22 protein-coding genes, 1 tRNA gene and 1 pseudogene are annotated in these 20,922 nt (G+C 67.0%); 12 read left to right on the top strand and 12 right to left on the bottom strand.

The window, feature by feature from the left end; all coding sequences use genetic code 11:
* The 5 genes and pseudogenes from JX613_RS16130 to JX613_RS16110 form a co-directional block, all read right to left on the bottom strand.
* Nucleotides 1-86, bottom strand: a pseudogene (locus tag JX613_RS16130) (electron transfer flavoprotein subunit beta/FixA family protein); the annotation flags it as partial.
* A 118-nt stretch (nt 87-204) separates the two neighbouring features.
* Entirely contained in the window at nt 205-777 is a 573-nt protein-coding gene (locus JX613_RS16125) for a cob(I)yrinic acid a,c-diamide adenosyltransferase (RefSeq protein WP_207102492.1), read from the bottom strand.
* Nucleotides 777-977, bottom strand: a complete 201-nt coding sequence (locus tag JX613_RS16120) for a twin transmembrane helix small protein (RefSeq protein ID WP_207102491.1) — start codon at nt 975-977, stop codon at nt 777-779. Before JX613_RS16120 ends, JX613_RS16125 begins: the two co-directional genes overlap by 1 nt.
* Before the next feature lie 27 nt (nt 978-1,004).
* On the bottom strand, nt 1,005-1,823 hold the full coding sequence (locus tag JX613_RS16115; protein WP_336512318.1) for an SDR family NAD(P)-dependent oxidoreductase: 819 nt from the start codon (nt 1,821-1,823) through the stop codon (nt 1,005-1,007).
* Nucleotides 1,820-2,305 carry an SH3 domain-containing protein gene (locus JX613_RS16110; protein WP_207102489.1) on the bottom strand — a complete coding sequence of 162 codons (486 nt, stop codon included), beginning with the start codon at nt 2,303-2,305 and terminating at the stop codon, nt 1,820-1,822. Before JX613_RS16110 ends, JX613_RS16115 begins: the two co-directional genes overlap by 4 nt.
* Before the next feature lie 123 nt (nt 2,306-2,428).
* Here JX613_RS16110 and parC point away from each other — a divergent pair, with 123 nt between their 5' ends.
* Nucleotides 2,429-4,669 carry a DNA topoisomerase IV subunit A gene (parC, locus tag JX613_RS16105; protein ID WP_207102488.1) on the top strand — a complete coding sequence of 747 codons (2,241 nt, stop codon included), beginning with the start codon at nt 2,429-2,431 and terminating at the stop codon, nt 4,667-4,669.
* A 259-nt stretch (nt 4,670-4,928) separates the two neighbouring features.
* Here the strand turns inward: parC and JX613_RS16100 are convergent, their stop codons facing one another.
* The 4 genes from JX613_RS16100 to JX613_RS16085 form a co-directional block, all read right to left on the bottom strand.
* Complete coding sequence (locus tag JX613_RS16100) at nt 4,929-5,837, bottom strand: SDR family oxidoreductase (protein WP_207102487.1); 909 nt, start codon at nt 5,835-5,837, stop codon at nt 4,929-4,931.
* A gap of 55 nt (nt 5,838-5,892) precedes the next feature.
* Nucleotides 5,893-6,474, bottom strand: a complete 582-nt coding sequence (locus JX613_RS16095) for a cytochrome b/b6 domain-containing protein (RefSeq protein ID WP_207102486.1) — start codon at nt 6,472-6,474, stop codon at nt 5,893-5,895.
* Nucleotides 6,474-6,929 carry a c-type cytochrome gene (locus JX613_RS16090; RefSeq protein WP_207102485.1) on the bottom strand — a complete coding sequence of 152 codons (456 nt, stop codon included), beginning with the start codon at nt 6,927-6,929 and terminating at the stop codon, nt 6,474-6,476. The genes JX613_RS16095 and JX613_RS16090 overlap by 1 nt, the downstream gene beginning before the upstream one ends.
* A 139-nt stretch (nt 6,930-7,068) precedes the next feature.
* Nucleotides 7,069-8,004, bottom strand: a complete 936-nt coding sequence (locus JX613_RS16085) for a tellurite resistance TerB family protein (RefSeq protein ID WP_207102484.1) — start codon at nt 8,002-8,004, stop codon at nt 7,069-7,071.
* A gap of 229 nt (nt 8,005-8,233) precedes the next feature.
* Here JX613_RS16085 and tuf point away from each other — a divergent pair, with 229 nt between their 5' ends.
* The 5 genes from tuf (at nt 8,234) to JX613_RS16060 (ending at nt 12,641) form a co-directional block, all read left to right on the top strand.
* On the top strand, nt 8,234-9,409 hold the full coding sequence (tuf, locus tag JX613_RS16080; RefSeq protein ID WP_207102483.1) for an elongation factor Tu: 1,176 nt from the start codon (nt 8,234-8,236) through the stop codon (nt 9,407-9,409).
* Nucleotides 9,410-9,701: 292 nt separating this feature from the next.
* Nucleotides 9,702-9,992, top strand: a complete 291-nt coding sequence (locus JX613_RS16075) for a ribbon-helix-helix domain-containing protein (RefSeq protein WP_207102482.1) — start codon at nt 9,702-9,704, stop codon at nt 9,990-9,992.
* An 84-nt stretch (nt 9,993-10,076) separates the two neighbouring features.
* Nucleotides 10,077-10,472 carry a VOC family protein gene (locus JX613_RS16070; RefSeq protein WP_207102481.1) on the top strand — a complete coding sequence of 132 codons (396 nt, stop codon included), beginning with the start codon at nt 10,077-10,079 and terminating at the stop codon, nt 10,470-10,472.
* A 57-nt stretch (nt 10,473-10,529) separates the two neighbouring features.
* On the top strand, nt 10,530-11,051 hold the full coding sequence (locus tag JX613_RS16065) for a Twin-arginine translocation pathway signal (RefSeq protein ID WP_207102480.1): 522 nt from the start codon (nt 10,530-10,532) through the stop codon (nt 11,049-11,051).
* Between the two features lie 15 nt (nt 11,052-11,066).
* A complete protein-coding gene (locus tag JX613_RS16060; RefSeq protein WP_207102479.1) occupies nt 11,067-12,641 on the top strand; it encodes a GMC family oxidoreductase in 1,575 nt (524 codons plus the stop codon).
* A gap of 347 nt (nt 12,642-12,988) precedes the next feature.
* Here JX613_RS16060 and JX613_RS16055 read toward each other — a convergent pair whose 3' ends face one another.
* Complete coding sequence (locus tag JX613_RS16055) at nt 12,989-13,492, bottom strand: DUF892 family protein (RefSeq protein WP_207102478.1); 504 nt, start codon at nt 13,490-13,492, stop codon at nt 12,989-12,991.
* Between the two features lie 145 nt (nt 13,493-13,637).
* On the opposite strand from JX613_RS16055, the gene JX613_RS16050 reads away from it, so the two are divergent.
* The 3 genes from JX613_RS16050 to JX613_RS16040 all read left to right on the top strand — a co-directional run bounded on the left by JX613_RS16050 (nt 13,638) and on the right by JX613_RS16040 (nt 16,274).
* On the top strand, nt 13,638-15,488 hold the full coding sequence (locus JX613_RS16050; RefSeq protein WP_207102477.1) for an ABC transporter ATP-binding protein: 1,851 nt from the start codon (nt 13,638-13,640) through the stop codon (nt 15,486-15,488).
* A 109-nt stretch (nt 15,489-15,597) separates the two neighbouring features.
* Nucleotides 15,598-16,134, top strand: a complete 537-nt coding sequence (locus JX613_RS16045) for an outer membrane protein (RefSeq protein ID WP_207102476.1) — start codon at nt 15,598-15,600, stop codon at nt 16,132-16,134.
* A gap of 64 nt (nt 16,135-16,198) precedes the next feature.
* Nucleotides 16,199-16,274 (top strand) — tRNA-Trp (locus JX613_RS16040).
* A 13-nt stretch (nt 16,275-16,287) separates the two neighbouring features.
* Here the strand turns inward: JX613_RS16040 and JX613_RS16035 are convergent.
* A complete protein-coding gene (locus JX613_RS16035) occupies nt 16,288-17,436 on the bottom strand; it encodes an HPP family protein (protein ID WP_336512317.1) in 1,149 nt (382 codons plus the stop codon).
* Between the two features lie 179 nt (nt 17,437-17,615).
* Between JX613_RS16035 and JX613_RS16030 the strand changes: the two genes are divergently transcribed.
* Entirely contained in the window at nt 17,616-18,359 is a 744-nt protein-coding gene (locus JX613_RS16030) for a DNA methyltransferase (RefSeq protein ID WP_207102475.1), read from the top strand.
* 109 nt (nt 18,360-18,468) lie between these two features.
* Here the strand turns inward: JX613_RS16030 and JX613_RS16025 are convergent, their stop codons facing one another.
* On the bottom strand, nt 18,469-19,512 hold the full coding sequence (locus JX613_RS16025; RefSeq protein ID WP_207102474.1) for an IS5 family transposase: 1,044 nt from the start codon (nt 19,510-19,512) through the stop codon (nt 18,469-18,471).
* Between the two features lie 20 nt (nt 19,513-19,532).
* Here JX613_RS16025 and JX613_RS16020 point away from each other — a divergent pair, with 20 nt between their 5' ends.
* Together JX613_RS16020 and secE are read left to right on the top strand one after the other, a co-directional pair.
* A complete protein-coding gene (locus tag JX613_RS16020; RefSeq protein ID WP_207102473.1) occupies nt 19,533-20,528 on the top strand; it encodes a DNA methyltransferase in 996 nt (331 codons plus the stop codon).
* Between the two features lie 65 nt (nt 20,529-20,593).
* Complete coding sequence (gene secE, locus JX613_RS16015) at nt 20,594-20,791, top strand: preprotein translocase subunit SecE (protein ID WP_207102472.1); 198 nt, start codon at nt 20,594-20,596, stop codon at nt 20,789-20,791.
* Nucleotides 20,792-20,922 lie beyond the last annotated feature (131 nt).

The raw sequence follows: 20,922 nt of genomic DNA, 5'->3' as shown, positions 1-20,922 counted from the left end.
GACAGGTCAACCCCCGACCCGTCTGCGCGAACCCGCGCCTTCACGTTGTAGTCAATCACCCGCTTCACGGGCACGAGGATCTTCATGGAGTGCGCTCCCCTGTGTCTGTTGTCGGGGGCAGTGTTACCGAGGGATCGGCGCGCGACACAAGACAAAAGCGCCTTTCGACGCTGCGTTTGCGTCGGACAGCAAGGGGGGCGGCCTTCAGCGGCTGGCCCCGGGAACCCACAGGATGTCGTCGGCCCCGCCGTTGTTGGCCATGCGCGCCGCCACGAACAGCCAGTCCGACAGGCGGTTGAGATACCGCACCGCCGCCCCGTTCACGTCGCCGCCGGTCGCGAGATCCGTCGTCCGGCGTTCGGCGCGGCGTGCCACGGTGCGCGACAGGTGCAGATGGGCCGCCAAGGGGGAACCGCCCGGCAGGATGAAGCTGCGCAAGGGGTTCAGGGCGGCGTTCATCGCGTCGATCTCGGTCTCCAGCCGCGTGACCTGGGCGTCGATGATGCGCAGCACGGGATAGCCCGCCTGGCTGTCGGCGGCCATGTTCGGACGGGCCAGGTCGGCGCCCAGGTCGAACAGGTCGTTCTGGATCACCGCGATCCGGTCGGCCAGGTCGCCCGCCGCGTGCAACCGGCAGAGGCCCAGCGTCGCGTTCAGCTCGTCCACGGTGCCATAGGCCTCGACGCGCGGATCGTGCTTGGCGACGCGGCTGCCGTCGGACAGGGCGGTGTCGCCGCCGTCGCCGGTGCGGGTATAGATGCGGTTCAGGACGACCATCAGCGGCCCCCCAGCCAGACGAACAGCATGATCAGCGCCACCGCCACGGCCTGCGCGATCAGGCGCCAGCGCATCATCCGGTTGCCGTGCTTGCGGTTCCACTCGCCGCCCTTGGCGAAGCCGCCGATGCCGGTGGCGAGGATTGCCAGCACCGCCAGCATCACCAGCGCGATCACATAGAACAGGGGACTGTCGGTCATGCGTGCTGCCTTTCGTTGGCCGGAACCCTAGCCGTGGCGCGCGAACCAGTCCAGTGCGCGCGTGGGCAGAAGCCGGCGCGCGGTGCCGGACATCCAGGTGGGCGTGGTGACATAGTAACGGGGCCGGGGCCGCGCCGCCGTCAGCGCGTGGACGATCCGGTCGCTGACGGCGGAAGGGGGCAGCTCGAACCGGTCCTTGCCGGATGGTTCGTAAAGCCGCTTCAGCAGGCCGGCCCGGTATTCGTCGGCCCGGGCGCTGTTCTGCCAGTTCACCCATCGCTCGAAATGCGGGATGGCGTTGGCGCGGATGCGGCTGGCGATGGGGCCGGGCTCGATCAGGATGACCTTGACGGGGGTGCCCGCCATTTCCAGCCGCAGCACGTCGGTCAGCCCTTCCAGCGCGAACTTGGTCGCGACATAGGGGCCGCGCCAGCGGATGCCGATCAGCCCCAGGACCGAACTGATGTTGACGATCCGGCCCCCATGCTGGCGGAAATGCGGGATCAGGCGGACGGTCAGGTCATGGGTGCCGAACAGGTTGGCCTCGAAGATGGACCGCAGCGCGCCGCGGGGCATGTCCTCGACCGCGCCAGGCAGGGCAAAGGCGGCGTTGTTGACCAGGGCGTCCAGCGGGCCGTCCGCCAGCACCCGGTCGGCCAGCCGGGCCACGCTGTCGGGATCGGACAGTTCCAGGGGGTGGCACTCCATCCCCTCGGCCCGGCGGGCGGCGATATCGGCGTCCTTGCGGCAGGTGGCCACGACCTGCCAGCCCAGCGACTGCATCCGGCGTGCGGCATCCAGCCCGATGCCGGACGAACAGCCGGTGATCAGGACGCGCCTGCTCACGGGGCGTCCGCCGACAGGAAGCGGTTCGCGACATAGCCCGTGCGGCCAGCGGCGTCGCGGATGTTCACCCATTCGGCATCGGTCGGCCCCAGCGGCTGGACCGCCGCCCCGCGCCCCAGCGAGGTGACGACCCGGTCCCCAGTCGAGGGCCCGGCCCGCATGTTCACCCGCTCGCCCGTGACATACAGCACCGGGCCTTCGGGAAGGGGCGCGGCGGGGGCCTCGCCCGCGTGTTCGGGCGAGGGGCGCAGCGCCGGGCCGGGAAACCGCTGCACCTGCGGGGGCGTCTGCGTCGCGGCCTGGACCACGGCGGGGGTGACGGGCGGCGGCACGGGGGACGGCGCGGCGCCTTCGTCCTGCGCGGCGGGTTGCGGCGGGGGAACGGGGCGGCGTTCGGCGCGCAGGTTGCCCTCGCCCCAGACCGACAGGACCAGGAACAGCCCGGCCAGGGTGGCCAGCATCAGCGCGCCCAGTCTGATCATCACCGCCCCCTGCCGACCCTTCGGGATCTTGTTAACCCATGACGCACTGCAACGCCAATCCCCGGACGGCCGTTCCACGATTCACGCTGGACCGCGCGCGCCCCGCGCCCTATCTGGTGGGCCATGTCCAGCCTGCCCATTGACCCCGCCGACAACACCCAGACCGAACCTCTCAGCCGCGCGATCGGCGAGCGGTATCTGACCTATGCCCTGTCCACGATCATGCACCGGGCGCTGCCCGATGCGCGGGACGGGCTGAAGCCGGTCCATCGCCGCATCCTGTATGCCATGCGCGAACTTAGGCTGGCGCCCAACGGGGCCTTCCGCAAGTCGGCCAAGATCACCGGCGACGTGATGGGCAACTATCACCCGCACGGGGACGCCGCGATCTATGACGCGATGGCGCGCCTGGCCCAGGATTTCGCCATGCGCTATCCGCTGGTGGACGGGCAGGGGAACTTCGGCAACATCGACGGCGACAACCCCGCCGCCGCCCGATACACCGAGGCGCGGCTGGCGCAGGCCTCGGAAAGCCTGATGGACGGGCTGTCCGAGGATGCGGTGGATTTCCGCCCGAACTATGACGGCACCTTGCAGGAACCCGTGGTCCTGCCCTCGGCCTTCCCGAACCTGTTGGCGAACGGCACCTCCGGGATCGCTGTGGGGATGGCCACGAACATCCCGCCCCACAACCTGCACGAGGTGATCGACGCCTGCCTGCACCTGATCAAGACGCCCGACGCGCGCGACGACACGCTGGCCGCGCTGGTCAAGGGGCCGGACTTTCCGACCGGCGGCGTGATCGTGGAAAACGGCGACACCATCGCCGAGGCCTATCGCACCGGACGCGGCGCCTTCCGCGTGCGCGCCCGCTGGATGCAGGAGGATCTGGGCCGGGGGTTGTGGCAGATCGTCGTGACCGAGATCCCCTACCAGGTCCAGAAGTCCAAGCTGATCGAACGGCTGGCCGAACTGATCCAGACCAAGCGCGTCCCGATCCTGGCCGATGTCCGCGACGAATCCGCCGAGGACATCCGCATCGTGCTGGAGCCCAAGGCCCGCACGGTCGATCCCGAGCAGTTGATGGCCGCGCTGTTCCGCGTCAGCGACCTGGAAATCCGCTTCAGCATGAACATGAACGTGCTGATCGACGGGCGCGTGCCAAAGGTCTGCTCGCTCAAGGAGGTGCTGCGCGCCTTCCTGGACCACCGGCGCGAGGTGCTGGTGCGGCGCGCCAATCACCGGCTGGACAAGATCGCCGCTCGGCTGGAGGTGCTGGAAGGCTATCTGGTGGCCTATCTGAATCTCGACCGCGTGATCGAGATCATCCGCCACGAGGACGAGCCCAAGGCCGTGATGATGGCCGAGTTCGGCCTGACCGAGGTTCAGGTCGAGGCGATCCTGAACATGCGCTTGCGCGCCCTGCGCAAGCTGGAAGAGATAGAGCTGCGCGCCGAACGCGACGCCCTGCTGGAGGAACGCCAGGGCTTAGAGGCGATGCTGGCCGACGAGCGCGTGCAATGGGCGCGCATCGCGGACCAGTTGAAGGAGGTGCGCAACCTGTTCGGCAAGTCCAAGCCCGAGGGCCAGCGCCGCACCCAGATCGCCGAGGCGCAGGAGATCGCGCCCATCGACCTGGAGTCGATGATCGAGCGCGAGCCCTTGACGGTGATCCTGTCGAAGATGGGCTGGATCCGCAGCATGAAGGGCCACCAGCCGCTGGATGCCGAGGTAAAGTTCAAGGACGGCGACGGTCCCGGCCTGGCGGTCCATGCGGAAACCACCGACAAGCTGATCATCTTTGCCAGCAACGGCCGCTTCTATACCCTGCCCGCCAACAACCTGCCCGGCGGGCGTGGCATGGGCGAGCCCTTGCGCCTGATGATCGACCTGCCGAACGAGGCCGAGGTGATCGCCATGTTCCCCTGGCGGGCGGACCAGAAATACTTGGTCGCCTCGAAGGCGGGGGACGGCTTCATCGTGGGGGCGGGCGACATCCTGGCGCAGACCAAGACGGGCAAGCAGGTGCTGAACGGCGAGGCGCTGCTGTGCCGCCCGGTCAGCGGCGATCATGTCGCGGTGGTCGGCACGAACCGCAAGATGCTGGTCTTCCCTTTGGCCGAACTGCCCGAGATGGCGCGCGGCAAGGGCGTCAAGCTGCAGAAATACGGCAGCGGCGGCGGCTTGGTGGCGGGGGATTCGCTGTCCGACGCGGCCTTCATCACCCTGGCCGAGGGGTTGCGCTGGCAGGAAAGCGGCGGCCGCACCCGGACCGAGCCCGACCTGACCGAATGGCTGGGCAAGCGGTCCAGCGCCGGGCGCATGGCCCCGCGCGGCTTCCCGCGCGACAACAGGTTCAACTGACGAAGGGCTGGCGCCCTTCGGTGACATCTATCTTGGGGGCTTCGCCCCACCCGCCGCTGCGCGTCGGGTTCCCCAGGATATTTGGAACCAAGATGAAAGGGCGGCCCCCTGCCTGACCGGCATGATGCGGCGGGGCAGGGGGCTTTCACCTTGGACGGTCATCGGCGTCCCCGCCTGTACCGTGTTGTGAAGATGGAATCGAAACTCTTTCAGCTTGGTTAAAATATCCCCGCCGGAGGCAAGAATCTTTTCTTTTGCCTCACAAGCCGCTGCCGCCGACCGATCCGAAATATTCCCCGGTGATATAGCTCGCCTCGTCCGAGGCCAGCAGCACATAGATCGGTGCGATCTCGACCGGCTGGCCGGGGCGGCCCAGGGGCTGGTTCCTGCCATGCTCCGCCGCCTTTCGGGTCGGCTGCCCGCCCGACACCTGCAGCGCGGTCCAGTAGGGGCCGGGGCAGACGGCGTTCACCCGGATGCCGCGCGGGGCAAGCTGCTTGGCCAGCGACTGCGCGAAGGCGACGTTCGCGGCCTTGCTTTGCGCATAGTCGAACAGGATGTCCGAGGGCGAGAAGGCCTGCACCGACGAGGTGATGATGATCGACGCGCCCGGTTGCAGATGCGGCAGCGCGGCCCGCGTGACCCAGAAGGGCGCATAGACATTGGTCTTCATCGTGGCGTCGAAGGCCTCGGTCGTCAGATCCTCCAGGCTTTCGCAGAACTGCTGGTGTCCGGCGTTGTTGACCAGGATGTCCAGCCCGCCCAGGGCCTCGACCGCCTGGGCGATCAGCGACGTGCAGAAATCCTCGTCCCGCAGGTCGCCGGGGATGGCGATGGCGCGGCGGCCCTCGGCCTTGATCAGGGCGATGACGTTGTCGGCATCCTCCTGTTCGGCGGGCAGGTAGCAGATCGCGACATCGGCCCCTTCGCGGGCATAGGCGATGGCGGCGGCGGCGCCGATGCCGCTGTCGCCGCCGGTGATCAGGGCGCGCTTGCCCGCCAGGCGGCCCGTGCCGCGATAGCTGGTCTCGCCATGGTCGGGCAGGGGGTCCATGCGGCAGGCGAGGCCGGGGGCGGGCTGTTCCTGCGCGGGGAAGTCGGGCCGGGGCAGGCGCGGGTCTTCGATGGCGCCGCTGCGGAAGGGCTGGTCGGTGGTGTCGGCGGGCATGGGGCTTTCCTTTTCGGTTGCCCTGCCCAACATGGCGGGGCCGCAGGGGTTCCCCTTACCGTCGCCGCACCCATTTCCAGCCGTGGACCATCGGCCGCACCAGATCCTCGCGCTTCCACAGGCGATAGAACAGGATCACCGCCCAATGCAGCAGGACCAGGATCAGGATCAGGTCCGCCCCGCGATGGTGCCAGCGCAGCGCGGCGCGCGCGGTGGCCGAACTGACCTGCGAGGCCAAGGGCCCGACATTGATGTAATCGTCGGGATCGGCGAACAGCCCGGTCGTCACCTGCAGGGCCAGCACCGCCAGCATCGCCACCACCGCCAGCCCGCCGACCGGGCTGTGGCCGGGCCAATGGGTGGGATGGGGGCGGACCATTTCCCGGGCATAGGCCAGCACCGCGCGGGGGCCGCGCAGGAACTGGGCGAAGCGGGCCGGGGCCGGGCCGACAAAGCCCCAGACCAGCCGGAAGACCAGAAGGGCGATCACGCCATAGCCCAGCCAGAAATGCAGCGTCATGTCGGACGGGCCGATCTTGCCCAGCAGCCAGTTGGCGATCACCAGGGTCGCCAAGGACCAGTGAAAGACCCGCAGCGCCGGATCCCAGATCCGTTCGCGGGCAGGGCCGCCCGCCATCAGTCTTCCTTGCGATAGTCGTCGTGGCAGTTCTTGCAGGCCCCGCCCAGTTTCTGCAGCACCGGGCCGACATTGCCCTGGCCACCCTTGACGGCCTCGGGGCTGCCTGCCGCGGCCTCGCGCAGGGCCACGAACTTGGCGCGGAAATCATCGGGGTTTTCCCAGATCGCGGGCAGCGCCTCGGAATCGCGCATGTCCTTGGACGAGGTGCCCTCGACGAACAGCGCGGGCGCGTCGTATTGCGTCAGCGCGACGATATTGCTGGCGGCGAGCGTCGCGGCGGCCTCGTCATAGGCGATCTCTCCCTTGGCCATGCCGGCAAGCTGGCCCATGTTGATGCCCAGCATGGTCATGAAGCCGTGCCGCGCCTCGACCGCCTCCTTGGCGTCCTGGGCCAGGGCAAGCGCGGGAAGGGCAAGAACGGCGGCAAGGGTGATCGCTTTGACGGGGATCATGGGCTGGCTCCTTACAAGGACTGGCGATGATGAACTGAACTCTGTGGAAAAGAGTGGCAGAGTCAAAACGCTGGATCAATCGGACTGAAGGGCAATCACGGATTTGCGAAAGCGGCCCCCGAAGGGGCCGCTTGGGCGGTCAGCTGTTGGGGTTGGCCACGCCGACCTGGCTGTGGATCTCGTCGATGGCGGGGCGGTCCAGCTTCAGCGCCTGCGCCAGGCGGCCCAGGTAGCGGACCTCGTCGTCGTGATCCAGGTCGATGGCCAGCAGCGACATCAGATAGACCTGCGATTCCAGCCCCGCCGGGACATCGCGGGCCAGCGCCTCGGGGTCGACGGGGGCGGCCATCTGGGCGCGGATGAACTGGCGTTCCTCGTCGTCCAGGTCGTCGCCCAGCTTGCCCAGCAGGCGCTGCTTTTCGGCCTCGTCCACGGTGCCGTCGGACTTGGCGGCCTGGATCATCGCGCGCAGCATCAGGCCCGCGACGGCGTTCTGTTCCGGGGTGGGGGCGATCTCGGGCTCGTCCTGCTTGACCACGGCGTCGTTGAACAACTCGCCGAAGCTCGCGTCGTTGGTGGGCTGCGAATCCTTCTTGGCAAGGCTGCCCGCCAGACCGCCCGCCGCCGCGCCGCCCAGAAGGCCGCCCAGCAGATCGCCCAGGCCACCACCGGCGCCCGCGCTGCGGGTCTTGGTGCCGCCGCCCAGCTGGCCCAGCAGGTCGCCCAGGCCGCCGCCGCCGCTGCTGCTGCCGGTGCGGGCGCGGCTGGTCAGCCCGTCCAGAAGCCCGCCAAGCCCGCCCGAGGCGCCTTGCGAATGCGGCCCGCCATAGCGCGTGCCCTGGCCCGTGCTGCGGCCGCCCAGGACCTGGCCCAGCATGTCGCCCAGGCCGCCGCCCGCGCCGGGGCGGGTGTTGTTGCCGAACAGCTCGCCCAGCAGGCCGCCCTGGCTGCGGTTCCGGGTCACCTGGCCCGGCTGGCCCTGCTGGTGCTGCTGGTGCTGCTGCATCGCGGCGCCGATGCCCTTGGCAAGAATGACGCCGGCCGCGACCCGGCCCAGGGTTTTCATCAGGCTCATGGAAAAAACCTCCTCCGATACTCGGTGCTGTGGACGGCGATGCCGCCTCGGTCTGCGTTCCACGAACAGAACTGTGCCGCGAATGGTTCCGGCGGGCAATCGGCGCGTGCCTTGTCCATGCCACAAGCCGCCCGGGCACCCTTGATTTTTCCCGGGCCGGCTTATAAATCGCGGCGCACGCTTAATTCGGGGCCGTCTCGCCATGCCCCGCGATCAGGAGAGGCCGTAGATGGCAAAGGCAAAGTTTGAACGGACGAAACCGCACGTCAACATTGGCACGATTGGTCACGTTGACCACGGCAAGACGACGCTGACGGCTGCGATCACGAAGTATTTCGGCGAATTCCGCGCTTACGACCAGATCGACGGCGCCCCCGAGGAGCGTGCGCGCGGGATCACCATCTCGACGGCGCATGTGGAATACGAATCGGAAAACCGCCACTACGCGCATGTGGACTGCCCGGGCCACGCCGACTACGTGAAGAACATGATCACGGGCGCGGCGCAGATGGACGGCGCCATCCTGGTGGTGAACGCCGCCGACGGCCCCATGCCGCAAACGCGCGAGCACATCCTGCTGGGCCGCCAGGTGGGCATCCCCTACATGGTCGTCTATCTGAACAAGGTCGACCAGGTCGATGACGAGGAACTGCTGGAACTGGTCGAGATGGAGGTGCGCGAGCTTCTGTCCTCCTACGACTATCCGGGCGACGACATTCCGATCATCAAGGGCTCGGCCCTGGCGGCGCTGGAAGGCCGCGATCCCGAGATCGGCGAGAACTCGATCCGCGCCCTGATCAAGGCCGTGGACGAATACATCCCCACGCCCGAGCGCGCGGTGGACCAGCCCTTCCTGATGCCCATCGAGGACGTGTTCTCGATCTCGGGCCGGGGCACGGTGGTGACGGGCCGGATCGAGCGCGGCGCGGTCAACGTGGGCGACGAGCTGGAGATCGTGGGCATCCGCGACACCCGCAAGACCACCTGCACGGGCGTCGAGATGTTCCGCAAGCTGCTGGACCGCGGGGAAGCGGGCGACAACGTGGGCGTCCTGCTGCGCGGCGTGGACCGCGACGGGGTGGAGCGCGGCCAGGTGCTGTGCAAGCCGAAGTCGGTCAACCCGCACACCACCTTCGAGGCCGAGGCCTATATCCTGACCAAGGAGGAAGGCGGCCGCCACACGCCGTTCTTCGCCAACTACCGGCCGCAGTTCTATTTCCGCACCACGGACGTGACGGGCACGGTGAAGCTGCCCGAGGGCACCGAGATGGTGATGCCGGGCGACAACCTGAAGTTCGAGGTGGAACTCATCGCGCCGATCGCGATGGAGGAAAAGCTGCGCTTCGCCATCCGCGAAGGCGGCCGCACCGTCGGCGCCGGCGTGGTGTCCAAGATCATCAAGTGATCGGATGAGGGGTGGCGGTGCGTGCAAGCACGCACCCTACGCCGGACCTGGAGGGTGCGTGCTTGCACGCACCATCCAAGGCGCAAACACAAAGGGGCCGCTCCCGCAAAGGGGGGCGGCCTTTTTGTGTGGGACCAGGATGGCGCATGCACCGGCACGCCATGGTGGGGTGAAACCCCACCCTACGGAAGGGCTGGCGCTACCATGGCGTCCCCCCTCTGACCAAACCTTGCATTGACCCATCGCCCACCCTGGCGCAGGATCGCGCTGTCGGACCTTTCGGATCAAGCCCATGTGCCAGATCTTCGCGGGGCAGCACCCCGAACGCTATGAAACCGTCACCCGCAGGCTGCGGCTGAACGGGCAATCGACCTCGATCCGGCTGGAACGGGCCTTCTGGCATATCCTGGACGACATCGCCGCGCGCGAGGGGGTGTCCACCCCGGCCTTCATCAGCAAGCTGCACGCCGAGGTGCTGGAACTGCATGGCGAGGCGCGCAATTTCACCTCGCTGCTGCGCTGCGCCTGCACGATCCACCTGGGCGAGGACCAGCACATCCCCCAAGCCATCGCCGCGGAATAAAACGCGCCTGTAGTAATCCGATACTACCCGCCGCCGTTTCCGAACCCCTAGCCTGACAGGAACGAAAGGCTACAGGGGCTTGGCATGGCGAAATATGTCCACTCGATGATCCGCGTTCTGGACGAGGCGCGCTCGGTTGAATTCTATGACCGCTGCTTCGGGCTGAAGGTCGCCGAGCGGCTGGATTTCCCGGAGTTCACGCTGATCTACCTTGCGAACGGCGAGAGCGAGACAGAACTGGAACTGACCGTCAACAAGGGCCGCACCGAACCCTATGCCCTGGGCGACGGCTACGGCCATGTGGCCTTCACGGTGGATGACGTGGATACTGAGCACGCCCGCCTTGCCGATCTTGGCTATGCCCCGCGCAAGCTGGTCGATTTCGCCCCGGGGGGCGAGGTGATCGCGCGGTTCTTCTTTGTCGCCGATCCCGACGGATACCAGATCGAGGTGATCCAGCGCGGCGGCCGCTACAGGTAACGGTGCCGCGCCGGGGTTGGAGGGCCCCGCGCGGCAACGACAACAGGGGAGGAGAGAATGTCCCAACTACGCAAGCAGGGGCTGACCCGGCGCGCGCTGCTGTCGCGCGCGGTGGCGACGGGCGCGCTGGCGGTCGCCGGGCCGGGCTTCATCGCGGCCCCCGACGCCGCCTGGGCGGTCGAGGTTACGGCGATCAGCGAGCATCAGATGGCGACGCTGTTGCAGATGGCGCGCGACATCTATCCGCACGACCGGCTGGGCGACCGATACTATGCGGTGGCGGTCAAATCCTATGACGTGACCGACCAGAAGCAGATGGTGGCCGAGGGCATCGTCGCCCTGGACGCCGCCGCGAAACAGGCGGGCTTCGACAATTACCTGGCCGCCGGGTGGGAGGATGAGCGCGTCGCCATCCTGCGGTCTATCGAGGACACGCCCTTCTTCCAGACGGTGCGGGGCGGGCTGGTGACCGGCCTTTATAACCAGAAGGGAATCTGGCCGATCTTCGGCTACGAGGGCGAGTCCTTCTCGCAGGGCGGTTACATCAACCGCGGCTTCGACGACATAGACTGGCTGTAGGGGAGGGCATCCATCATGGCAAAGGCAGCCAAATTCGACCTGACCGACGACAGCGTTGTCGTCATCGTGGGCACCGGCGCAGGCGGTGGGGTGCTGGCGAACGAGCTGGCGCAGAAGGGCGTCAAGGTCGTGGCCCTGGAAGCCGGCGGGCGTTATCTGCCCGAGGATTACATCAACGACGAATGGGAAAGCTTCGGGCAATTGGCCTGGACCGATCCGCGCACGACCAGCGGCGACTGGCGGGTGGCCAAGGACTTTTCCGGCCTGCCCGCCTGGATCGTCAAGGCCGTGGGTGGCACCAGCATCCACTGGGCGGGCGCGTCGCTGCGGTTCCAGGATCACGAATGGAAGGCGCTGACGAATTACGGCCCGGTCGAGGGCGCGAACCTGCTGGACTGGCCGCTGGACAGCGCCGAGATGGCCTCCTGGTATGACAAGGCCGAGGCCAAGCTGGGCGTCACCGGCGTCGGCGGCCGCGCGCGCCTGCCGGGCAACAACAACTACAAGGTCTTTGAAAAGGGCGCTTTGGCGGTGGGCTACAAGGAGGTCCATACCGGCAACATGGCGATCAACAGCGCCGATTACGACGACCGCATGGCCTGCCAGCAGACGGGCTTCTGCTTCCAGGGCTGCAAATGGGGCGCGAAATGGTCAAGCGCCTATACCGACATCCCGCGTGGCGAGGCGACCGGCAACCTGGAGGTCCGAGATCATGCCCATGTCGCGCGGATCCTGCATGACGACAAGGGCCGCGTCACGGGGGTCGAGTATTTCGACAAGGACGGCAACCTTCAGATGCAGAAGGCCCGGATCGTCGCGGTGGCGGGCAACAGCTTTGAATCGCCGCGCCTGCTGCTGAACTCGCATTCCACGATGTTCCCTGACGGGCTGGCGAACCGATCCGGGCAGGTGGGCCGCAACTACATGCGCCACACCACCGGCTCGGTCTATGCGACCTTTGAACATCCCGTGCGCATGTGGCGCGGCACCACCATGGCGGGCATCATCCGGGACGAGGCGCGGCACGATCCCTCGCGCGGCTTCGTCGGCGGCTATGAGCTTGAGACGCTCAGCCTGGGCCTGCCCTTCATGGCCGCCTTCCTGGATCCCGGTGCCTGGGGGCGCGAGTTCACCACCGCGCTCGACAGCTATGAGAACATGGCGGGCATGTGGATCGTAGGCGAAGACATGCCCCAGGCCGACAACCGCGTCACCCTGTCGGATACGACGGATGCCTTTGGCCTGAAGGTCGCCAACGTCAACTTCAGCGACCACCCGAACGACATTGCCATGCGCAACCACGCCTATGCGCGGGGGCAGGCGATCTACAAGGCGGTGGGCGCGACCCGCACCCTGCCGACGCCGCCCTATCCGTCCACGCACAACCTGGGCACCAACCGCATGTCGGAACGCCCCGAGGACGGCGTGGTCAACAAGCATGGGCAAAGCCACGACATCCCGAACCTGTTCGTCTCGGACGGCAGCCAGTTTACCACGGGGGCGGCGGAAAACCCGACGCTGACCATCGTGGCGCTGGCGATCCGGCAGGCCGATCACATCACAAGGGAGATGGCGGCGGGGAACGTGTGACGAAAACCACGCCTGCTGACAAGAATTGTCAGCGGGCGCCGGTCATGATGGCCTGTCGCGGAAGCTGCGTCTGCGGCGCCGTGGCCTTTCAGGCGGACGGCGATCTGGCCCAGGACACGACGCGCTGCAACTGCCGGTTCTGCCGCAAGATGGGCTGTTGGGAAATGCACCTGCCCGATGCCGAGAGGCTGCGGATCCTGCGGGGGTGGGATGCCCTGGCGGAAACCCCACGGGCGCTGCCTTTCGTGGCCATGGGATTGCGCCGCCTTTGGTGGCGAGATCACGCAAAGGGCGGGGGAAACGCTTGTCGCGTTTCCTGATCCCGCCCGGTTGACCTGCAACCCGCCTTACTGCCCGTCCATCGCCGCCTGGTTGACCCCGCCCTCGGCGATGCGGGTCATGTGCTTGTCGCCGTCGCGCGTGCTGTCCAGGCAGTCCTGCAAGGCCGCGCTGTCGTCGTGATAGCCCAGCCGGTTGGCGAAGGTGCGCACGCAGCCATAGCCCGCGATGGCGTAATGCGTCAGGCGCTGGTACTGGGTGATGATCGCCGCGTCCTGGGTGTCCTCGTCGCCGAAATCGGTCTCGACCGCGTGCTTGCGGGCCTCGGCCACCAGCCCCTCCATTCCCCGGCAATGCTCGCCCGTAGGATCGGTGGCGTGCTTGTCGCAGATGCTGGCCAGCGTCTCCATGCCGCGCGCGATGCCCTGGTTGCCGGCGATCAGCGCCTCGGACAGTTCGCGGGACTTGGCGACGCGGCCCATTTCCGTGACGATGGCCATGGATTGCTTGCAGGCCGAATACAGGTCTTTCAGCTGGTGCAGGTAAAGGTCGTTCAGGGTCTTGATCGCCATGGTGATGTCCTCTCAGATGGCAGGCCGAATTCAGTCCTGAAACGTGCACGCTGTCGCATCGTTCCAGCGGCACCGCTTGACAGGGGACGGCGTTGGGTCCAGCAAGCGCAGCCCTTGACCGCCCCTACGACAATCCGGAGACACCATGTTTTCGTGGTTCGAGCGACGCATCGACCCCTATCCGACCGAGACGCCGGACATGCCGCCCCGGTCGCTGGTCCGCTTTGTGCTGTATTACAGCCGGGGCGCGATCCCCTGGCTGCTGCTGGTGGGCGTCAGCTCGGCCCTGATCGCCATTGTCGAGGTCGCGCTGTTCGGCTGGCTGGGCGAGCTGATCGACCAGTTGTCGCAGGTTCCGCGCGACCGGTTCTGGGCGGCCCAGGGCGGGCGGCTGGCCTTCATGGCGGTGGTGCTGCTGGTGGTGCTGCCCGTGCTGCACCTGCTGGCGTCCCTGGTGCTGTATCAGGGATTGATGGGCAATTTCCCGCAGCGCATCCGCTGGCGGGCGCACCGCTATCTGCTGCGCCAGTCGGTCGGATACTTCCAGGACGAGTTCGCGGGCCGGATCGCCCAGCGGCTGATGCAGACCGCGCTGGCCGTGCGCGAGGTCGCGATGAAGGCCATGGATGTCGGCAGCTATGTGGTGATCTATTTCCTGGGCGCGCTGATCCTGGCGGCCAGCCAGGACTGGCGGCTGGCCTTGCCCTTCCTGGCCTGGGCCGCGGCCTACGGCATCATGCTGTGGCAGATCGTGCCGCGCCTTGGCCGCGTGGCCGAGGAACAGGCGGATGCGCGCGCGCAGATGACGGGCCGCGTGGTGGACAGCTATACCAACATCGCCACGGTCAAGCTGTTTTCCCATTCCTCGCGCGAGGAGGGCTGGATGCGCGAAGGGATGGACGCCTTCCTGCAGACGGTTTACCGGCAGATGCGGCTGTCCTCGATCCAGGACATCGCGTTGAACACGATGAACGTGGCGCTGGTCGCGGCGGTCGCGGGCGTCGGGCTGTGGCTGTGGACCGGCGGGTTGATCGAGGTCGGCGCGGTGGCCGTGGCGGTCCCCCTGGCGATGCGGCTGAACAACATGGCCCACTGGATCATGTGGGAATTCGCCGCCCTGTTTGAAAACATCGGCACCGTCCGCGACGGCATCGCATCCCTCGCCCTGCCGCGCGAGGTCCGCGACGCCCCCGGCGCGAAACCCCTGGTCCGGGGCCCGGGCGCGGTGCGGTTCGACAACGTTACCTTCCGCTATCGCGGGATGGAGGGCGCGCGGCCCATGGCGGTGCTGGACGACCTGACCCTGCATGTCGCCCCGGGCGAACGGGTGGGCCTGGTCGGCCGGTCGGGGGCGGGGAAATCCACGCTGATCAATCTGCTCTTGCGCTTCCACGACATCGAAGGGGGCCGCATCACCATCGACGGGCAGGACGTGTCCATGGTCACGCAGGACAGCCTGCGCGCGGCCATCGGCGTGGTGACGCAGGACAGTTCGCTGTTGCACCGCTCGGTGCGCGACAACATCGCCTATGGCCGCCCCGACGCGACGGACGCCCAGATCGCCGCCGCCCTGCGCATGGCCGAGGCGCAGGACTTCGTGCCGCTTCTGTCCGACAGCCATGGCCGCCGGGGCCTGGACGCCCATGTCGGCGAACGCGGGGTCAAGCTGTCGGGCGGCCAGCGCCAGCGCATCGCCATCGCCCGCGTGGCGTTGAAGGACGCCCCCATCCTGATCCTGGACGAGGCCACAAGCGCGCTCGACAGCGAGGCCGAGGCTGCGATCCAGTCGCGCCTGGACGCGCTGATGGCGGGCAAGACCGTGATCGCCATCGCCCACCGCCTGTCCACCATCGCCGCCATGGACCGGCTGATCGTGATGGACGCGGGCCGGATCATCGAACAGGGCAGCCATGCCGAATTGCTGGCGCAGAGGGGGCTTTACGCGCGGCTTTGGGCGCGGCAGTCGGGCGGGTTCCTGGTGGACGAGCCTGCCTGACCGGCCCCGTGGTGCCCGTGCCACAGGGCCGCAATTCCTAGTCCGGCCCCGGCGCGGATCCGGGCGGCCTTGTGATAAGGGCAGGGCATTCGCGATTGGGGAGAATGCCTTGAAAATCCTGTTTCTTGTTCTTGGCGCCCTTGTGGCGCAGCCGGTTCTTGCCGCCGATGCGGTGGCGCCCCTTTCGCCAGGGTCCCACTGGACCGGCTTTCACGCCGGGATCCAGATTGGCCGGATGGACAACGCCCTTGCCTATCAAGGCCGAACCTTCCTGTCCGGCGGCACCGACAGCTGGGGCCTGCACGCGGGCTATGCCCATGACTTCGGCCCGCATGTCCTGGGGGCCGAGGCCGATTTCAACCGCTTCCGGGGCGGCAACGGCGACCTTCTGCGCCTCAAGGGCAAGGCGGGCGTCGATCTGGGGCGCTATCAGCCCTATCTGGTGATGGGCCTGGCCCGCCTGTCGGGCGACGGGCTGACGGAAGCCGCGCCCCTGTTCGGCGTGGGCGGCGACTGGAAGGTGACGGACCGGCTGACCATCGGCATCGAATACACCTATCAGGAATTCGACGACGTGCTGGCGGACGAGACCGGCGTTGCGGGCTATGACCTGGACATGGAACTGGCCCACCTGCGGGCGTCCTAGCGGTTCTGAGGGGCGTTTCCCCGCTTGACGGCGGGGGCGGCAGATCCTATCAGACGCTCACCGCAGGGGTTTAGCTCAGTTGGTAGAGCATCGGTCTCCAAAACCGAGGGTCGTGGGTTCGAGTCCCCCAACCCCTGCCAGTCCTTCCAGACATCAGTGATTGTCAGGCCGCAGGCTTTCGCGCGCAAGCGCCGCGATCAGGTCCGTGCGCGTGACGATGCCAATGATGCGCCCGTCTTCCAGCACCGGTACGGCATCGGTGTCGCTGGCCGCCAGATGCGGCAAAAGGGCGGCGATGGGCGAATCGGGCGTGGCGACCGGCAGGCGGGTTTGCATCACGTCGGCGGCCCGCAGGGCGTGCCCTGCGCGCGACAGCCTGCCGTCGCGCCCGACATCGGCATGGACCCTGGCGATCAGGTGAAGCTGGAAGATCACGCCCAGGAAGCGGTTCTCCCCGTCCACCACGGGCAGAGAGGTGAAGCCGTGGCGCACGAACAGCCCCGCCACGTCGTGCAGGGGCGCATCCGGCGCCACCGTCACCAGGTCGCGCGACATGATGTCCCCGGCGGTCTGCGCCCGGGTGTGGTGGCTGGCCGCCTGCATCTCGGCCGCGGCGACCAGGCGGGCCAGATCCTCGACCCCCAGGTTCAGCGACTGGTTATAGCGGACCAGGATGCCGGACAGTTCCTCCTCGGTCAGGCCAAGCCGCTCGGGCGCCTCGGGGTCGGCGGTGCCATGGGTGTTGGGTTCCCCGAACTGGCGGAAGGGATAGCGCCGCCCCGTGGCATGGGCATAAAGGACGGCGATCCCCACCAGCAGCGCGGTTCCCGCAGCCACCGGCAGGAAGGCGAAGCCCGGCCCCAGCGGCGCGATGGTGTCGGCGCCGATGGCCACCGTCATCGCCACCGCGCCCCCCGGCGGATGCGTCGCCCGGCACAGCGCCATGGCCGTGATGGCCAGGCCCACGGCGGCGGGCACCGCGATCAGCGGGTTCGCCACCAGGCGGCAGACCAGCAGGGCCGCCAGCGCCGACACGGTGTTGCCGACGATGGCGGGCCAGGGCTGCGCCAGGGGGCTGTTCGGCGCGGCGAAGATCAGGACCGAGGTCGCCCCGAAGGGCGCGATCAGATAGATGCCCAGCCACAGCCCGGGCGCCACCAGCAGCGCCAGCCCCGCCGCCGCCGCCAGCCCGATGACCGCGCCGAGGCCCGCGCGCAGCGCCTCGGACGCGGGGATGGCGGCAGAGGACGGTCCCAGGGACCGAAGGCGGGAATGGCCTAGCGAGTCGATCAGGATCCGCACATCTGGTCCCTTCGTGGTTGCGCGACGATCCCTAGAAACAAGCCGCGCCTGCCGCAAGCCGTCAGGACGCGGGATCCGGCCCTTGAGGGCAGTCCCGCTGCCTTGCGGACGATGGGCAATCCGTTAACCTGCCCGTGATACAGGGATCGGGCGGAAAGCCTGGCGGCAGCGGGACGGCGATGACCAACCACCTTTATTATGGCGACAACCTGGCGGTCCTGCGCGACAGCATCGCGGATGCGTCCGTGGACCTGATCTATCTGGACCCGCCCTTCAATTCCAACGCCAGCTACAACGTGCTGTTCCGCAGCCCCACGGGCGACCAGTCCGCCGCGCAGATCGAGGCTTTCGACGACACCTGGCATTGGGGGGACGAGGCCGAGACGGCCTTTCAGGACGTGCGCCGGTCGGGGCACACGGACGCGGCCACCATGCTGGAGGCGATGCGGTCCTTCCTGGGCACCAACGACATGATGGCCTATCTGGCGATGATGGCGGTGCGCCTGATCGAATTGCACCGGGTGCTGAAGCCCACGGGGAGCCTCTATCTGCACTGCGATCCGACGGCGAGCCATTATCTGAAGATATTGCTGGATGCGGTGTTTGATCCACGCAATTTCAGGAACGAAATAGTTTGGAAGCGCACGTTTGCGCACGGAGATCCGAAAAATAAGTTCGGAGACGTGACAGACAAAATATTTTTCTATGTAAAGTCAGATAAGGCAATTTTCTCCCCGCAATTTAAAGCGATTCCAGCAGAAAGGATTAACGAAATTTACAAGAGTGCTGACCCGGATGGGCGGCGCTGGCAGTCAGTAACGCTTAGAAGCCCAAGTCCTAGGCCAAATCTTCATTACTCGTATCTAGCGGGCACCTCGATTTTTGACCGCTTGCGCTGTTCTTTGGCCGGTTCGACGGCTTGAGGAACACATGACGTGTCTGGGCAGGGTGTGGCGTGTTGGCTTCGCGGGCTTTACGGGCGGAGGACAGCGCCGCCTTTCGGCCCTTACGGGCTGACTTCGGCGCCCCGGATCACGCTGGGCAGGGGTTCAGGCGGCGCAGCTGGACGAGGCGACGCATGTTGTAGGCGAGGTTCTTCATCCCAATCTTGGCCTTCGCCCGCACCAGGCCGATGGTGCGCAACAGCGTGCCGCCCATGTCGTTGGTCTGCGCGCCGAAGACATGCTCGACCCGTGCGCGCACCGAGGATTTCGTGCGATTGCTGCCCTTGCCTTGTTCAGTCAGTGGCTTGCCTCGCTTGCCCTTGCGGTGGATGTGGCTCTTCAGCTTGCACGCGCGCAGCCTGGCTTCCATCTCTACGGACCGATACGCCGGATCAGCCCAGACCCCTGCGCCAGTGTTGCCCCGCATCAGCAGATGATCCACTGCCTGGCTGTCATGCAGGGCCGCATCGCTGACGTGGTAACGGCGCACCAGCTTGTGCTGGCGGTCCACGTTGACGTGGTTTTTGTAGCCGTAGTGGGATTTCCCGTGCTTCTTGGTCCAGCGGGCATCCACGTCCTTCTGCGATCGCTTGGCGGGCTTTTCGGCCCAGCCCACGGGCTCCTCGCCGGCCTTGATCGCCCGGTTTTCATCTCGCGTGTTGTGGTTCTTCGGCACCGGCACGATGGAGGCATCCAAGATCTGGCCGCCCCGCGCGATGTAGCCTTGCCGCGCCAGATAGCCGTCGAACTGCTGAAACAGCGCCTCGACCATGCCCGCCTGTGCCAGCCCCTCGCGATAAAGCCAGACAGTCTTTGCATCGGGCACGCGGTCCTCCAGCCCCAGACCAAGGAACCGCATGAAGGACAGCCGGTCGCGGACCTGATACTCGATCTGGTCGTCGGACAGGTTGTAGAGGGCACCCAACACCAGCGTCTTGAACATCACCACCGCGTCCATTGGCTTGCGCCCCGCCCGCGATTTGCGCTCCGCCTCCGGCTTGCGCCAAACCCGCTCCAGCGTCGGTCGGAACTCCTCCCAGGGCACAATGGCGTCGATCTCGACCAGCGGGTCCTTCTTGGCGTCTAGGCTCACGTAGCGGTCCGAAAGATCAAAGAAACCCATCTGCGCCATCGTCACGCTCCAGCAGCCGAATGCCCCGTGCGTCCTACCCCGGCGGCCCGGTTAGCGCAATTTTTCGAGGTGCCCTAGCGTCAAATGGGGTCACTTATAATCCTCACCCGAACGGTTGGTCCTGCAATTTCGAACGGATGCAGCAATATGATCGAGAAGGTCGCCTGCACTTCCCGAGAGTTGCAGAAGGCGCCTTGAGACTAAAAATGTATGCGGATGAAAGCAGCGGGCACAGAGTCCAAAATCTTTGGGAGGATATTCCACCTATAGGCGCCCAAGCGCAAGAACGCCTCGGCTACCCTACGCAAAAACCCGTGGCCCTGCTGGAACGCATCCTCGCCGCCTCGTCCAATCCCGGCGACGTGGTGCTGGATCCCTTCTGCGGCTGCGGCACCACCGTCCACGCCGCGCAGAAGCTGGGGCGGCAATGGATCGGCATCGACATCACCCATCTGGCCATCGGCCTGATCGAACGCCGGTTGAACGAGGCTTTCCCCGGCGTCGCCTACAAGGTCCACGGCACGCCGCAGGATCTGGCCGCGGCCCATGACCTGTTCGCCCGCGACGACACCACCAAGAAGGAATTCGAGAAATGGGCCGTCAGCCTGATCGGCGCGCAGCCCTGGCGGGCGGGGAAAAAGGGCGCGGACGGCGGCATCGACGGACGCTTGCCCTTTGGCAAGACGAACGTGGCGCTTGTCTCGGTCAAGGGCGGCAAGGACCGCCAGCGCAACCACATCGACCAGTTGCGCGCCGTGATCGACCGGGAAAAGGCCGATATCGGCGTCTTCCTGACGCTGCACGAACCTACGGCCCCCATGAAGGCCGAGGCGGCGGGCGCGGGCCAGTTCGCCATCGACGGCTTTGACGCCGTTCCCCGCATCCAGATCGTCACCATCGAGGAGGCCATGCGCCTGCGCGAACGCGCGGTCAGGATCCCGCTGGCCCGCACGGATGTCTTCCGCAAGCCCGCCCGAGAGGAGGACACCACCCGCCAGCAGGCCCTGGACCTGTAACGGCAGGCTTGAAAGGCGGGGGCGGGGCCGTTACATGGGCCCTCGTCTTGTCAAGGAGCCTGCCCGTGGCCACCAATCCTGTCCAGTTCATCAACCAGGTCCGCGCCGAGGCTGCCAAGATCGCCTGGCCCACGCGCCGCGAGGTCATCACCACGACCATCATGGTGCTGATCCTGGCCGCGCTGTTCAGCGTGTTCTTTTCGCTGGTGGACCTGACGATCCGCTTCGGGATCACCGAAGGGCTGCGGCTGATCGCCAACTGATCGGGCTTGCATTTGCGGGCGCATGGGGGTATCTGCCCCCGACTGTCCGGCAGACGGCGTGCATCGAATCCGCGTGCGCGCCGATTTCGATTTTGACGGACGCATGGGAATTCAAGGGGTTGCCGGGCCAG

Source organism: Paracoccus shandongensis, assembly GCF_017315735.1.
In the GTDB taxonomy this organism is placed as follows: domain Bacteria; phylum Pseudomonadota; class Alphaproteobacteria; order Rhodobacterales; family Rhodobacteraceae; genus Paracoccus; species Paracoccus shandongensis.
This window is presented reverse-complemented; position numbering and strand designations above follow the sequence as displayed.

Bases quoted from the DNA above. Each gene is read 5' to 3' on its own strand.
- JX613_RS16125 (WP_207102492.1), bottom strand. From the start codon at position 777: ATGGTCGTCCTGAACCGCATCTATACCCGCACCGGCGACGGCGGCGAC.
- JX613_RS16120 (WP_207102491.1), bottom strand. From the start codon at position 977: ATGACCGACAGTCCCCTGTTCTATGTGATCGCGCTGGTGATGCTGGCG.
- JX613_RS16110 (WP_207102489.1), bottom strand. From the start codon at position 2,305: ATGATCAGACTGGGCGCGCTGATGCTGGCCACCCTGGCCGGGCTGTTC.
- parC (WP_207102488.1), top strand. From the start codon at position 2,429: ATGTCCAGCCTGCCCATTGACCCCGCCGACAACACCCAGACCGAACCT.
- JX613_RS16100 (WP_207102487.1), bottom strand. From the start codon at position 5,837: ATGCCCGCCGACACCACCGACCAGCCCTTCCGCAGCGGCGCCATCGAA.
- JX613_RS16095 (WP_207102486.1), bottom strand. From the start codon at position 6,474: ATGGCGGGCGGCCCTGCCCGCGAACGGATCTGGGATCCGGCGCTGCGG.
- JX613_RS16090 (WP_207102485.1), bottom strand. From the start codon at position 6,929: ATGATCCCCGTCAAAGCGATCACCCTTGCCGCCGTTCTTGCCCTTCCC.
- JX613_RS16085 (WP_207102484.1), bottom strand. From the start codon at position 8,004: ATGAGCCTGATGAAAACCCTGGGCCGGGTCGCGGCCGGCGTCATTCTT.
- tuf (WP_207102483.1), top strand. From the start codon at position 8,234: ATGGCAAAGGCAAAGTTTGAACGGACGAAACCGCACGTCAACATTGGC.
- JX613_RS16075 (WP_207102482.1), top strand. From the start codon at position 9,702: ATGTGCCAGATCTTCGCGGGGCAGCACCCCGAACGCTATGAAACCGTC.
- JX613_RS16070 (WP_207102481.1), top strand. From the start codon at position 10,077: ATGGCGAAATATGTCCACTCGATGATCCGCGTTCTGGACGAGGCGCGC.
- JX613_RS16065 (WP_207102480.1), top strand. From the start codon at position 10,530: ATGTCCCAACTACGCAAGCAGGGGCTGACCCGGCGCGCGCTGCTGTCG.
- JX613_RS16060 (WP_207102479.1), top strand. From the start codon at position 11,067: ATGGCAAAGGCAGCCAAATTCGACCTGACCGACGACAGCGTTGTCGTC.
- JX613_RS16055 (WP_207102478.1), bottom strand. From the start codon at position 13,492: ATGGCGATCAAGACCCTGAACGACCTTTACCTGCACCAGCTGAAAGAC.
- JX613_RS16050 (WP_207102477.1), top strand. From the start codon at position 13,638: ATGTTTTCGTGGTTCGAGCGACGCATCGACCCCTATCCGACCGAGACG.
- JX613_RS16030 (WP_207102475.1), top strand. From the start codon at position 17,616: ATGACCAACCACCTTTATTATGGCGACAACCTGGCGGTCCTGCGCGAC.
- JX613_RS16025 (WP_207102474.1), bottom strand. From the start codon at position 19,512: ATGGCGCAGATGGGTTTCTTTGATCTTTCGGACCGCTACGTGAGCCTA.
- JX613_RS16020 (WP_207102473.1), top strand. From the start codon at position 19,533: ATGCCCCGTGCGTCCTACCCCGGCGGCCCGGTTAGCGCAATTTTTCGA.